The following is a 12,735-nucleotide window of genomic DNA, read 5'->3' as shown; positions in this document are numbered from 1 at the left end:
CTGGTACGACAAAGCCCCCATCGCAGATTTCGCTGCGATGGGGGCTCGATGCATCGGTTTGAGCGGCCCAGCCCCTATCTTGCTGAGGGGCTACCTGTCCAGGGCACGTCTTCATACGCTGGGTCTGGTGTAAACAGCGGCGGAAGATGAATCGCTGACTGAAGTCGTGCCTCAGCAACCTCGGCGGCGGCCTTTGCCCAGGCAGCGTGGTTCGTGATCCGAAGCTTCTCGTCCCGGCGGGCCAAGACCTCGGTAAGGCGATTCTTCAGATTGTGAGCGTCGATGTAAGTCACCCAATAGGTGCGGCCGGATTGAAGGGCTATTGGGGAGCGATGGAACGGATCTGAATCACTATCGGCCAGGGGGCCCAGCTTCAAAATGAGCGCCTCGGCGGCGTGACGCGTGACGGCGAGCCGCGTATTCGCGGATCGGATCACAACATCATCGAATTCGTCCGGCTCTTCGGGGAAGGCATCCTCCGCGGCAATATCCCCATCGAGGGTCAGCGCGCGAGTCGACTCGTACCCATCCGCGATGCGATCGTCGACAGTCCATGACTCATCACCGGCACCACCTGCATCGCCAGCGTCCATCACGCGGGTGACGAAATCCCGCGGGGAGAGCGGTGTGCGGTCCTCGAGTGCGGCCTGAATGTCCGCAGCCTCGATCCGATCGCGCGTTTCGGGATACTCAATCATGAGGCGCTCTGCCGCCAAGATATTGGCGACGCGCTGCTGCTCGGCCGACTTGATGAGTGCCAGCGCAATGTGCCGGTTGAGGAGCTCTTCAGAGGTAATCGCGACTTCAGACATTCCGTCGTATGTACTCATGTGCTTTGGGGCCTTTCGATTGGCCGTGCTCGGTTTCACCCGGAAAGCCCCCGCCACAGCTTTCGCTGCAACGGGGGCGTCGTGACTACCGGGTGACCAGCCCGACTAGCCGAACTCGGGGATGATCTTCTTCCCCGGCTTGCCGTCCTCCTCTCCGAAATGAACCGTGGCACCGAAGGTCTTGCCCTTCTTGCTCACGAAATCGTCGATGAAGATCTTGTCGCCGGCCAGGAGCTGCTTGACCTCGGCCGCGGTGAAGACGTGATCGCACCACTTCGCCTGCGGCTGCTCGACGCCCTTGGCGTCCACCTTCGGGCCGAAGTCAGCCTTGAAGCCGATGTAGGGGTGATCCTTGCCGTCCTTGGTGAAGATCTGGTCGGCGAGCTTGCCATGGGCCTCGAACTCGTTGCCCGACTTGGCGGAGGTGGCCTTGAAGGTGATCTCGAGGCCGGCCAGCAGCTGGTCGACCTCCTTGTCGGTGAACTTGTGACCCGACCACTCGCGGTTGAACTTGGTCGGCTCTCCGGTGACCGCCCAGACGCCGTCGGCCTTTTCCTTCTGCTGTGCTACCTCGCTCAAACCCAGTTCCTTTCGCATGGACACAGCGTTGCGCTGCATCGTCTCAATGTCGTCGCGGACCCAGTTGGCGACGATCGCCAGCTCGGCTTCCGCAGTGGTCGTTCCTGCAGCGATGTCGCGCATGGTCGCGTAGACCTGCTCGGTGACGCCCAGGTCTCCGATCCGGGTGCCGGGCAGGAGCCGGTAGCTCATGTCGCCGTTCTCGGTCATGGTGATCTTGCCGCGCTTGTCGTTCAGCAGTGGGAACTTCGCCTTGTCGCTGGTGACATCGGCATAGGTGCTGGTGCGCGTTGCACCAGTGCCCACGTCGCGCTTCTCGAGCTGCTTCATCAACCACTTCATCGACGGGGCTTCCGGCCGGGGCGGGACGATCTCGTAGACGATCGGCTGACCGATGGTGCCGAGACCGGTCGTGTTCTCGGACGGGGCCTCGGTGCCTGCAGGCAGGTCGCTCTTGGCATCGTCCTGGTCGAAGAAGACCGCCTTCCAGCCCTGGCTCTTCGGGACGCTGACGCGGCCCACGAACAGCGGGTAGGTCTCCAGGTGGCCGTCCTGCGACTCGTAGAGGTAGTCCTCGGCGAGCATCGCCAGGTACGACCGGGCCAGCTCCTCGTAGATGAGCGGGGCGGCGGGGCCGTACTTGGCCTTGAGAGCGTCCAGCGAAGCCGGGACCTTCGGGCCGGGACGGTTGGCACCGTGGGCGCCGGAGTCCTTGACGTGGGTCTTCCGCGGGGCGCGCTGCGTCAGGAGGCTCGTGTCGACGTTGACCACGCCGGCGATCTTGTTGACGAAGGGCAGCAGCTCGTTGAACTGCTCGGTGGTGATCGTCTTGTCCTCGGTACGGGGGTAAGAGACGACCTGATCCTCGTACATTTTCTGGTACGTGGCCAGAACGTGGTCGGCTTTGACGCCCTTGCCTGAGAGACGGGCGGCGAGACCGGCGAGGTCGAGCAGCCGGCGCGGGGCCGTGCGCTTGTTGGTGCGGGAGTCGAGGATGACCTTGGACGCGCGGTAGCCCTGCGGCACCTCGGCCTGCGTGGCGAAACGCGGCTCGGCGGGGTTCGTGTAGAGCACGTCGTTCTCGTCACGGAAGCGGTTCTGGAACTCCGGGATCTTGACGTAGTTGAGGTGGGCCTCGAGCTGTGCGCCGACCAGGTTGACCATGACCGACTTAAGGCGCCCCTGCCGCAGCACAGCCTTCTGAGCCGCAGACACCGTCGCAACGCGCGTGAACTGCATGGTGAGGAAGTCGAACTTGTTGCGGAAGTCAGCCTTGCGGTAGTCGCCCTCGTCCATCATGGACTTGATCGCGCGGCGCTTCACGAACGCCTTCTGGATCGAGGCCGGGGCCTCGTCGGTGAACTCCATCCGGGAGAACTTCTTGCCGTGCAGGTGCAGCTCGTCGATGATGTTCCACGCGATCGCGTCACCCTCACCGGTCGGGTCGAGGTCGGTGGCGATCACAATCTCATCGACCTTGGACAGTGCGGCGCGCACCTGCGCGATGGTGTCCGACGTGCCCTTGATGGGAACCCGCGTCCAGGAGAAGTCCCCCTCGTTCCACGGCAGGTCGGCGAGGTTCCAGGACTTCATCTTCGCGACGTCGCTGGGCAGTGCGTTGACCAACTGGTCCTCCGGCTGCGCGAGCTCGTAGAGGTGGCCGCGCGCCGAGGTGATGACGTAGGCCTCGCCGTTGAAAGAGCCACTCGCGCCCCCCAGGGCCTGTCCGAATGCCCGGCCTTGGCTGGGCTTCTCCGTAAGGATCGCCAATGTCATATCTGTGCTCCTGCTCTTCATTGCGTGTTTTGGTCTGGGGTTAGTCTACATCCTTTTATGCTCGTAAACGTGCAAATATGACGTGCGCCAGAACCGGCTTTGAGTCATGAAATCACCCGCGGATTCAGGCCACAGAGACGGCGCCGGCACCGGTATCCGGGCCGTTCCAGCCCGTGCGCATTCGGGTTTGGGCACCTGTCCAAAACGACGCGCATAGAGGTAATTGCGGAAGCCCTTCCGGGGCCGCCGCGGAGTGGTGTTCTCGAGGGTGGTTGCAACTGTCAGCAGATTGGCAACGAGCAGCGCAGCTGCTCCCGAGAACACAAGCGAAGCGGAATTTCCTGCTTCGCCGCATATCCAGTAACTGGAGGGGTTTCCCTCCACCATCACCCAACGAAAGAGGCACTGAAATGAATTTCCAGAAGGACCGACGAAAGACAATCCTGCTCATCGCCGGCTGGTACATCGGCATCAGTCTTGTGGAAGGCGCGATTCTGTCAGCACAGGGATTCCCCGCACTATTCGTCCCGACGTTCGTATTGAACGCCGCATGCTTGGCGGGCATCTACTGGCTCCACAAGAACGGGTAGCGGCCTGACAAGGCGGTGCTCTGTGTGTCCCACGCATGCACGAAGAAGCCCGAGAGGCTATTCCTCTCGGGCTTCTGTCTTCTCTCGCAGATGGGCTTTGCCTGGGCTCGTCGTCGCCTCTAAGCGGTCCCAAAAACGGCTTGGATCCGCTGGCCGTATCCGTCAGTAACCTCCCCCAGGTACACGGTGACAGGCACCGGAGTGATGTGGTGACATCCGTCTGGGCCTGCCTTCCCTAGAGAGGTACGGAGATAACGCTCCGCGGCGAGTTCTTGATTGAAGGCCTCCTGATAATCTGAACGCCCTCGCTTCCCTCGGATTTGACGCAGTATTTCGTCAAAGCTTGTGCCGAGGTCGCGGATGCCGTCGGGCAGGTTCGGACTATCGCGCCGCGCCTGATATTCCACAATGATGCTCTTGCCGCTTCTCGGATCGGCGTACTGGAGCCTCATGCGCACGACAGGCCGGCGGCAATTGCGCTCAGAATCGGTCTGCCGCATTATTCCTATGATGGAGCCCGTTGTCCTTGTGCCTGTGGTGACATTGGTGACACCGCTCCGCCGCGGGTTCGACTTGGTCAGTAAGTTTCGTACCCACCCTTTACGCATCAGTACTTCCTCCCCGCCGGCGCCTCGCGCAACACCGCAGCCAGCTTCAACCGGTAGACGCCAAGCACCGCGAACAGGGCGTTCGCGTCGAACTTGAGACTCAGCGGATCCTCGAGCTCTTTCAGGCGGATGGGCCTGATCTTCGCGACCTCAGCGACCTGCTTCAGCGTGGCATGCCCGCGGGACTTGACCAGGAGATCACTCAGCGCCTCGCGGTCACCGAGCACCCGATGGGACTCCCTCGTGAGGTCGATCCGGCTGTGGCCGATGTGCAGCGACCCACAGTGCCCGCACCAATACCAGGAAGTCGAAGGGTCCTCGCGGAGGTTGTTCGGAATCTCGCTAAAGCTGCGGTAGCGGCGCTTGAACTCCCAGTGGCTATTGCGCTCCGTCTTGCATTCGCGCGGCGCGGTGGCGGCGTCCTGGTGCGGCTCAGCGAGTCCTGCACAGCGCGGTGAGCAGTGCAGGCCGAGATAGACCGCCACACCCGGGCCGCCGAGCTTCTTCGAGCACGTCTTGCAGCGCTGCCTGGTCGGGAAGAGTGTCTCAGCCATCAGGCGACCACCTGCAACAGGGTCTCCAGTCGAGCGTCCCCGGGATCCCGAACACGCCCCGGATACCCCAGCACGCTCAGTCGCGCGTCCCGCGCTGAGCGAAAACTCTCCAGCGTCCGTGCGCCGGCGTCAATCGAGTCGTCGGCGATCCTCTCAGTGAGATCCAGCTCGGTGAACAGCGCGTGATTGACCCGCATGAGCAGTCCCTCGTCGAACCCGACGTGGCCGCCCACCGCAGCCAATTCGCGGCCCATAATTCGAGTCGCGACATGAAGGGGTTCCTCCACCTCGACCGCGTCAGCAAGCGCGACGTAGCGCACGTCCACGGCGTCCGTGACGTAATGCCAGCCGTCTCGGCTCACGTAGGTCGCCGGATCGAAGTCTGAGACCAGATACGGCACCTTGGTGCCGAACTGGTCGAAGCTCGCGTCAAGTAGGAGCCCTGCCGTGGGGCACGCTACGACGGCGTGGCCACCATCCACCCAGCAATGAGGTGTGCGCCCAACATACGTGTGGTCTGCAATAGCGGCCTCGACGACGTCGCTCTGCTTGATGAACGGCGCTACGGGCACGACGGAGTTCTGAATGCCCAGGACAGTCAGCGCCTCCGAGACCACGCTTGAGGCCACGACGCAGGTCTTGTCGCGCGCCTGGCGCCAGACGGCCAGGGTCACCCAACGAGCTGCGGTGCGCTGCCGGTCAAGCTGAGCAGCCGAGAGGCCGACAGGGAAGTCCGGTGCGGCGGAACGTTCCACCCGCCACGATCGAAGCCCGCCGAATCGAGAGAACTTCCCCATCAGAGGTTCACCCGCGGCCGCAGCCGTACGGAAACGTCTCGGACGATGTCCAGAGCGTTGACCAACGCGTCGATCTTCGCTTGGCTCAACTGACCGGTCTTGTCGAACTTGAGACCCATCGCCGCCATCACCGCGATGGTGTTCGCCTGGGCCAGTGCCCGCGCCGTCTCGAACTGCGCTCGAGTCATCTGCGCCTGCGCCTGAACCAAGTCCGTTTCGCTCGTGAGACTCTCGTCTTGTTCCTTGATCATCCGGCTTCCCCTCGTCCGCGCAAGCGCGTGACTGAATATCCTCGTAGGGGCCGAGTCTATCAGTTTCGGCTGATAAACGAGCAAATCCATCGTGCCGAGGTCAAGGTTTCGTCGGACGCCCGGGAATCAACGCTCGAGCGTCAGGTCTACTCCGGCCGCCCCATCAGAACCCGCGTTCGTCGAGGTGATTGCTAACAAACGCAGCTGCCTTGGACCGCTCGCGAAAGTAGATGTGGATACTCGGCCGAAGAGGGTCTTCGCCTTCGTCGCTTCGTGCCAGGACCCAGCCGTCGTCGTCAATCAGACCCTCAAAGACCGCATCGAACAGGCGTGAAGAGCCCACGGCGACGCAATACAGCTTCCCGACCTGCGTGATCTCGTGCGTCCCGCCCTGACCGTACGCGTCCGCCTCGATTGCATAACGTTGTGCGTTGAGATCCCCGACGTACTCCGAGCAGTCGTTGTACTCACTGAAGGTGAGGCGCAAGCTTCCGTTGCGAACATGGTTGCCGTACGGGCTGAGTGAAATGAGCCATCCCCGGTCCAGAAGCTTCTTCAAGAAGGGCCGGTACTCGGGTTCCAGCACGTACGGATACGACACGAACATAGGCTCATGACCCTCGTCGTAAGCCTCCAAGAAGCGGTGATCGAAGACTTTTGCCGCAACACGGTTGTCCAACGACTGGCTGTATCGGCGCCCGGCCATGTCGGGGCGATAGAGGTGCCGACTGCCCCATCCGCGGAAGACGAGGGTGTCCTTGACAGCCGCACCCGCGTTGGGGTCATTGAGGTGAATAACGTCGACGACCGCAGCTTCGTCACCATCACCGCGACGGCCCTCTGGGACAACCCCGATCTCTCCAATGCGGGCGGCGACGATACGGGCACGTTCCTCATTGCCACCGAGCCACTCCGCGAGACTACGCGATCGAGTTCGATAGAAGCCCCTGCCCTGCTCGAACCCCGAGGCCCAGTGGCTATCCACCACGACGTCGTCGTGGGAAGCCCCTGCATCGAGCCGGCTCGTCGCTCCCGTCGTCTTTTCGCTCGTCATCTGTTCGCCGTCTTTCGATCCGCGGCCATCGGTCGCATAGCTGTTTCTTCTCGTATATCAGTAAATATACCAGAGCAGCGAGAGTCAGATCGAAGTGCGAAGCTCCCGGCAACGCGCACAGGTCACGAACGCGAGGTTCTTCTCCCAGCGCGTCTCCGCCCACGACATGTCGAGGCCTGCCGGGGCGCCGCACAGGGTCTCGCGCTGCGGATCCTGATCATCCCAGCCCGGCTTGTAGAAAGAACTCCCCCGACGCGCCTTCGCAGCCTGCCGCCGGATGTGGACGGCGCGCTCTGCGGTGCCGTCCACCACGCTCAGGACCTGCGGCCTCGCTGTGCCAGCGCGACCTCGGCGGCATGGCCCAGCCGCGTCACCAGCGGCTCAGTGTGAGCCAGGCGCCGCGCCTCGGACCGGTATCGGTCACTGAGGAGCGACCGCGGCACCGTCGACGAGGCCAGGGCGATCCCATTCGGGCCGCGCGAGGACATCGTCGCCACAACGATGAAGTCGATCCAGGGCAGCGCGCCGTGACTCTGCCGTTCCCATTCCCCGAGAACCGACCGTGCCACGGCGACTTCCTCGTCCGAGAGGCTGAGCTCGACAAACTCGTGACCCTGGCCATCGCTGAATCCCGCGCCGAACTCGCGCTTGCCTGCGTCGTCCTCCCACGCCAGAAAGCAGATCGTGCCATCACGCTTCCCGGTGCGCATTGCGGCCCGCACCATGGCCGCGGCGATCACCATCGCATATTCGTTCTTCATCACGCGTCCACCAATTCGTCGCGTGCAGAGTCCTCGCGGGCCTGATCTTCCGGGCCACCGCCGGCTACGCCTGAGCCGCCCGCTGCGCCGCTGGCGCTGCTGCCGAGAGGCATCCGGGTCACGCCGATGTAGAACGTCTTCAGCGCCGGGATGCACCGCTTGGCGGGGTCCGTGCCGCTGTAAGACGGGTTCATCCAGTCGTGCAGGTCGTACTCCGCGATGAGCGGCTCGAAGTCGTCCATCTTGTGACCGGGCCGGTGCTTCTTCTGGGGATCGGTGTACACCCACTGGCTGTCGCTGGAGAGCACCTCGACCAGGTTGGAGGCGAAGTCGTTGCGGTTGACCGGCACGCCGGCGGGGTGGGTCTTTCGGAACCAGGCGACGAACAGGTCGTAGAGGAAGGCCGTGGGCAGCAGGCCCCACACGTACTCTTCCTCGAACTCCATCCAGAAGTCCCGCACGGGATTGTTCTCGCGCTGGAACTGAGCGAGCAGCTCCTGGCACGCGGCCGGGTTCGAGAACTGGGTGTGCTGCATCGCCAGCACCCGGCGCAGCACGTACCGCAGCACGTCTGGGCGCTTGAGGTAGTCGCTCTTGATGTAGCCACGCTCGGTGTCGCCAAAATACTTCTTGAACGGGATGAACAGCTGCCGCCGAGTGTACGACGCGCTCTTGTCGCGGCTCTTCGGGAAGTCGTTGACGCACTGCACGACCATGCCCGAGAATGACACGCTGATCGGGTCTTTATACTTGCGATCCAGTGTGAAGATGTCCCCGGTCACGATCGCCTTGAAGTCGCCGAGGTCCTTGGCGAACGCGCCGACCGAGTTCTCGTCGGTGATGATCGCACGGGCGTGCACCAGCTCGGTGAGGGCGAAGGGTTTGCCGAAGTTGGCGATCGGCACCGAGGCGTGACCGTCCGGTCCCACCAAGCCGCGCATCAGCTCGCACAGCGTGCCCTTGCCGTTGTTGCCGCGGGACGACTGGAGGAACGCCGCTTTGTTCCAGCGGACGCCGGGGCGCACCACGGCGCTCAGCAGCTCCCACAGCAGCTCGGGCACACCTTCGTCGTCGCTGAGATCCCTGATCCAGCTCTCCACGTCCCATTGATCGCCGTGAGGAGTGTCGATGATCGGGCTCGGCGCGAGTGGGTCGTAGTCGACCGGGGACTTGGCCAGGAAGACCCAGTCCGGTGAGAAGTCCAGCAGCACCTGCTGGTCGTGGTCGAAGACGCCGTTGGCGACAGGGATCAGGTGTGCGTCGATGGTCTTGCTGACCACTGGGGCGTGGATGCGCAGCCGCTTGAGCAGCGACTCGATCGCATTGCCGGAGAAGGAGGGCCGAACGTCGCTGGCCAGCTGGGCGATGGGCGCGTCGCTGATGACGTAGAGCCCCTCGTCCGGTCCCATCTCGCAGAACATGGCCAGCACTGTGTCGTCGGCTGCGCGGGCGCCGGACAGGCTGATTGCCACGATCCGTCGGCGAGCCAGGAGCACGCGCACAACGGTCAGCTCGTCCAGGACCTGAAGCTTCAGCAGCGGCGGGGAACTCGAGTACGCGTCCTTGCGACCCTTGTTCTCGAGCTCGATCTCGGCGTTGATGCGCTGGAGCAGCGCGTCGCGGATCTGGCCCAGTTGGACCGAGGGGTCATCCACGATCGTGGAGAGGTATTTGGAGACAGTGCGCTCGGTGAGCGTCTCCGCCGAAGTGGGCGTGTGCGGCGTGGAGCGGGCTGTCTGCCCCGCCGAAGAGCCGGGATTACCGCCGGCGTCCATCGTTGATCCCATAAGGGTTCCTTTCAAGGCTTTGCTTGCCCCGCGCAGGTGCCTGGTCGGATAACCGGGTGGTACCAACTGCATGGAACGTTCGCTCAGCCTAACACCCAGAAGTGTTGTACCTGCTGGTGTACGTGCATAAACGGCACCTCCAGGTACACCTGTAAGTACATGCGATCGGCGGAATATCAACGGTCTCGGCGTTCAAAAGCTATTTGTACTTGGTGTACCTACTACTTTCAATAAATGACTAAGTAGGTACCTTTCGGTATGCGTACGCTTCATGTTTGCCTTGTGTATAGAGGGTTGAAAACATGCAGGTACACCAGGTACATTCACTGTTTCCCCCGATCAGCGTACAAATAAGTGTTCCGAGAGTATTTCTCACGGTATCCGATAATTGCCGTTTGACCGGCTCTTTTGCCCGAATCGATTGTACTTGGTGGGGTGTAAGTACATGCAGGTACATTTGCTCCCGTGCGTATCCCGGCGAGCTGGCGTGGCCGTCGCCTGGTCAACTGCTGGCCAATCCGAGGTCAGGACCTGACCATTTGCTGGCCACGCGGATTTCGTGGACCGTATGACCAGATCCTGCCCCACGCCGTACCCTAGACACCGTCCCGCATCCCACCCGAGCGAGAAAGACAGGCACAGCCATGGCCGACCAGGACGAACCCGGCACCACCTTCAAAGACGACATGGACGAACTCGCCCGAAGGATGACGGCGATCGCCCGGCGCACGTACGAGAGCCGCGATGGCCACTCGGAGCGCTATGACTTTGGTGAGATCCTGACCCGCCTGGTCACCACCACCGCGGCGAACCTCGGCAGCGTGGATGCGCTCCTCGCCGGCCGTCCCGGGTCCTGGGAAGCTGACTTCGTACGCCAGATCGTGGCGAGCTCCGTCCCCGAGGACCAGCTGCACCTCTACCGAACCGAGCCCGTGAGGCTGATTCTGGACCCTGAAAGCGTGTTCGAGGACCTCGGCCTTCGGGCCCTCTTCGACGACGCGGACAACCAGCTGAGCGACGGCTACGACGACGGCACCGGACCGGAAGACGACGGCGCCAACGATGACGCGATCGACCAGAAGCGTGAGACGCTCGAGGCCAAGTACCGCGCCGACGTCGACGCCTACTTCACGGCCTACGCCGAAATGCTCACAGTCATCGCTTCGGAGCGCGCTTTCACCGTGCCGGTGGAGCTGGAGCGCGTCACGAATTACCGCCACGAGCCCGATTGGGACACCCTGGCCCAGAGCCTGCACGACGAGACACGTGCACGGACGCCGGCACCCGGCGACATCAACGCGTAGACCCGGGCGAGCTGCCCATCTCCCCGGGTTAAGCACCGGTCGCGTCACGCCGCACTCCCCCGGACTCAACGTCCATGATCCGCTGATAGACCTTCGGAAACCGCGCCGGGTCGGCACCCATCGGGGGGGGGGTGTGAGAAGGTGGACTACGGCACGCTGTGACGGGACCCAACGAGGGGCCGCCCATAATGGATCGACCTGTACGTGCGCAGGTGAGCGCACAGGGGGACCGACATTGGGTGTGAAGACCACGACTGGAGACCTAACCAGGGTGTCCGAGTATGACTGCTAAGTCGCAGGCCGGGGCCGCTGCTCCGGACGATTCCACTGAGTCCGCTCAGTCTGCCGACCCGTCCGCAACGGTCTCAGCTGAGCTTGCCGTGCCCGGCGGCTTCGACGCCGACGCCACCGCGATCGCCAAGCGCGACGGCGAGGTCGAAGCCGCCGGCACCTGGTCGCCGCTGTCAATCCCGCGGTCCCGGCTGAAGATGCTCAACTTCGCCACCTACCAGGAAGCCAACCCCGAGGACAGCAACATCGGCTTCTCGGCCCGGCTGTTTGCCCAGGTCTCGGTGCCGCTGCGGAACCCCGGCGCCGTCGAATACTACGAGCGGCGCAACGGCAACGTGGTCCTGACCATGAGCCCCGCCCTGATCACCGAGAAGGATGGCTCCCGGGTCCGGAAGTACCCCTTCGGCATCTATCCGAGGCTCGCGCTCACGTACGTCGCCACCGAGGCATTCGTCACCAAGAGCCCGGTCGTGGATCTTGGCCGAAGCATGCGCTCCTTCCTGACCAACCTCGGCGTGGACTACAGCGGCCGCAACGCCAACATCGTCAAGGGCCAGCTGGGAGCCCTCTTCGGCGCCCAGCTCACGGTCGAAGGCTTCGCCGCCACCGAGGACGGCTACGGCACAGTCGCCGAGTACTTCCAGATCGCCAAGAGCGTGCACCTGTGGTGGGCCAACCGTGAAGATCCCGGTGACCAGGCGCTGTGGGCCTCCGAGGTCCGCCTGTCCCAGGAGTTCTATGAGTCGATCATCAACGCCCCGGTGCCCATCGACCTCAAGGCGCTGCGGGCCCTGGGCGGATCGAGCCTACGTTACGACGTCTACCTCTGGGCCACGCATCGAGTCTTTTACCTGACCAAGCCGACGCGCATCAAGTGGGTCGACCTGCACAACCAGTTCGGAGCCCAGTACGCTCGCATCCGAGCGTTCCGGACGGCCTTCATCAAGGTCCTCCGGGAGGTGCAGATCGTGTATCCCACGCTGAACGCCGAGCCCACGGACGACTACCTGATCCTCCGGCCGTCACTGACCCACGTCACGCCGAATAAGCCGTTCAAACAGGTCAGCCAGAAGCCCCCAGCCAAGTAGCACCTCCTCCGCGGGCGTAGCACCGGAGGTCGTGGGGTCATTTGGTGGCGCCCCCTCGGAAGTGTCTCTTTTCGAGCCTCGACCTGGGGCCGTATCTCGCGGCACGAAATTTGCCGAGCTAAAACCACTTTTGCTCGTTTCTGAGTCGACCCGGTGGGGTCATTTGGTGGCGGCCCTGACCCTCATATCGCGGGGCACTCCTTCGGGGGCCATGCTCACCGATGCGGCTGGGGTGTTTTGGTGGCGCATACCTGACCCGATACGCGTCCAGCGGAGCCCATTCAGGACCTTGGATCAAGCCCTGAAACGTGGGGTCATTTGGTGGCGCAAGATGCTCGTTTTTTTGAGGCCTAAGCGCCACCAATTACCCCCACAATTCCTGGGGGGTTCTGGTGGCGCTCTGGGGTGATTCGGTGGCGGCCTTGGGGTCATTCAGTGGCGGGTTTGGGGTCAATTGGTGGCGGA

At 63.1% G+C, this 12,735-nt stretch carries 13 protein-coding genes; 3 read left to right on the top strand and 10 right to left on the bottom strand.

Features of this window, described 5'->3' with window-relative positions; genetic code table 11:
- Nucleotides 1-74: 74 nt before the first annotated feature.
- The gene (locus MQH31_RS17365; RefSeq protein WP_243013065.1) at nt 75-830 is read right to left on the bottom strand and encodes a hypothetical protein; all 756 of its coding nucleotides are present in this window, start codon (nt 828-830) and stop codon (nt 75-77) included.
- Nucleotides 831-935: 105 nt separating this feature from the next.
- Complete coding sequence (locus MQH31_RS17360; protein ID WP_243013064.1) at nt 936-3,185, bottom strand: DNA topoisomerase; 2,250 nt, start codon at nt 3,183-3,185, stop codon at nt 936-938.
- Between the two features lie 410 nt (nt 3,186-3,595).
- On the opposite strand from MQH31_RS17360, the gene MQH31_RS17355 reads away from it, so the two are divergent.
- Nucleotides 3,596-3,775 (top strand): hypothetical protein, encoded by a 180-nt coding sequence (locus MQH31_RS17355; RefSeq protein WP_243013063.1) that lies wholly within the window; start codon nt 3,596-3,598, stop codon nt 3,773-3,775.
- Between the two features lie 119 nt (nt 3,776-3,894).
- On the opposite strand, the gene MQH31_RS17350 is transcribed toward MQH31_RS17355, so the two are convergent.
- The 8 genes from MQH31_RS17350 to MQH31_RS17315 all read right to left on the bottom strand — a co-directional run bounded on the left by MQH31_RS17350 (nt 3,895) and on the right by MQH31_RS17315 (nt 9,587).
- Nucleotides 3,895-4,275, bottom strand: coding sequence for a hypothetical protein (locus MQH31_RS17350; RefSeq protein ID WP_243013062.1), 381 nt, complete (start codon nt 4,273-4,275; stop codon nt 3,895-3,897).
- A gap of 107 nt (nt 4,276-4,382) precedes the next feature.
- Nucleotides 4,383-4,937: a hypothetical protein gene (locus tag MQH31_RS17345; RefSeq protein ID WP_243013061.1), complete on the bottom strand. Its 555-nt coding sequence runs from the start codon at nt 4,935-4,937 to the stop codon at nt 4,383-4,385.
- On the bottom strand, nt 4,937-5,611 hold the full coding sequence (locus tag MQH31_RS17340; RefSeq protein ID WP_243013060.1) for a hypothetical protein: 675 nt from the start codon (nt 5,609-5,611) through the stop codon (nt 4,937-4,939). The genes MQH31_RS17345 and MQH31_RS17340 overlap by 1 nt, the downstream gene beginning before the upstream one ends.
- A 122-nt stretch (nt 5,612-5,733) precedes the next feature.
- Nucleotides 5,734-5,985 carry a hypothetical protein gene (locus tag MQH31_RS17335; protein ID WP_243013059.1) on the bottom strand — a complete coding sequence of 84 codons (252 nt, stop codon included), beginning with the start codon at nt 5,983-5,985 and terminating at the stop codon, nt 5,734-5,736.
- A 163-nt stretch (nt 5,986-6,148) separates the two neighbouring features.
- Nucleotides 6,149-7,039 carry a hypothetical protein gene (locus MQH31_RS17330; protein WP_243013058.1) on the bottom strand — a complete coding sequence of 297 codons (891 nt, stop codon included), beginning with the start codon at nt 7,037-7,039 and terminating at the stop codon, nt 6,149-6,151.
- 84 nt (nt 7,040-7,123) lie between these two features.
- On the bottom strand, nt 7,124-7,351 hold the full coding sequence (locus tag MQH31_RS17325) for a hypothetical protein (RefSeq protein WP_243013057.1): 228 nt from the start codon (nt 7,349-7,351) through the stop codon (nt 7,124-7,126).
- Between the two features lie 2 nt (nt 7,352-7,353).
- Nucleotides 7,354-7,803: a hypothetical protein gene (locus tag MQH31_RS17320; protein ID WP_243013056.1), complete on the bottom strand. Its 450-nt coding sequence runs from the start codon at nt 7,801-7,803 to the stop codon at nt 7,354-7,356.
- A complete protein-coding gene (locus MQH31_RS17315) occupies nt 7,800-9,587 on the bottom strand; it encodes a DNA primase family protein (RefSeq protein ID WP_243013055.1) in 1,788 nt (595 codons plus the stop codon). The genes MQH31_RS17320 and MQH31_RS17315 overlap by 4 nt, the downstream gene beginning before the upstream one ends.
- Before the next feature lie 644 nt (nt 9,588-10,231).
- Here MQH31_RS17315 and MQH31_RS17310 point away from each other — a divergent pair.
- Both MQH31_RS17310 and MQH31_RS17305 read left to right on the top strand, forming a co-directional pair.
- Nucleotides 10,232-10,891 carry a hypothetical protein gene (locus tag MQH31_RS17310; RefSeq protein ID WP_243013054.1) on the top strand — a complete coding sequence of 220 codons (660 nt, stop codon included), beginning with the start codon at nt 10,232-10,234 and terminating at the stop codon, nt 10,889-10,891.
- Nucleotides 10,892-11,172: 281 nt separating this feature from the next.
- On the top strand, nt 11,173-12,270 hold the full coding sequence (locus MQH31_RS17305; protein WP_243013053.1) for a replication protein RepA: 1,098 nt from the start codon (nt 11,173-11,175) through the stop codon (nt 12,268-12,270).
- The last annotated feature ends 465 nt before the right edge of the window (nt 12,271-12,735 follow it).

The organism is Cryobacterium zhongshanensis, from assembly GCF_022760445.1.
Taxonomy (GTDB): Bacteria; Actinomycetota; Actinomycetes; order Actinomycetales; family Microbacteriaceae; genus Cryobacterium; species Cryobacterium algoricola.
This window is presented reverse-complemented; position numbering and strand designations above follow the sequence as displayed.

Bases quoted from the DNA above. Each gene is read 5' to 3' on its own strand.
- MQH31_RS17310 (WP_243013054.1), top strand. From the start codon at position 10,232: ATGGCCGACCAGGACGAACCCGGCACCACCTTCAAAGACGACATGGAC.
- MQH31_RS17355 (WP_243013063.1), top strand. From the start codon at position 3,596: ATGAATTTCCAGAAGGACCGACGAAAGACAATCCTGCTCATCGCCGGC.
- MQH31_RS17315 (WP_243013055.1), bottom strand. From the start codon at position 9,587: ATGGGATCAACGATGGACGCCGGCGGTAATCCCGGCTCTTCGGCGGGG.
- MQH31_RS17360 (WP_243013064.1), bottom strand. From the start codon at position 3,185: ATGACATTGGCGATCCTTACGGAGAAGCCCAGCCAAGGCCGGGCATTC.
- MQH31_RS17330 (WP_243013058.1), bottom strand. From the start codon at position 7,039: ATGACGAGCGAAAAGACGACGGGAGCGACGAGCCGGCTCGATGCAGGG.
- MQH31_RS17365 (WP_243013065.1), bottom strand. From the start codon at position 830: ATGAGTACATACGACGGAATGTCTGAAGTCGCGATTACCTCTGAAGAG.
- MQH31_RS17305 (WP_243013053.1), top strand. From the start codon at position 11,173: ATGACTGCTAAGTCGCAGGCCGGGGCCGCTGCTCCGGACGATTCCACT.
- MQH31_RS17335 (WP_243013059.1), bottom strand. From the start codon at position 5,985: ATGATCAAGGAACAAGACGAGAGTCTCACGAGCGAAACGGACTTGGTT.
- MQH31_RS17345 (WP_243013061.1), bottom strand. From the start codon at position 4,937: ATGGCTGAGACACTCTTCCCGACCAGGCAGCGCTGCAAGACGTGCTCG.
- MQH31_RS17350 (WP_243013062.1), bottom strand. From the start codon at position 4,275: ATGCGGCAGACCGATTCTGAGCGCAATTGCCGCCGGCCTGTCGTGCGC.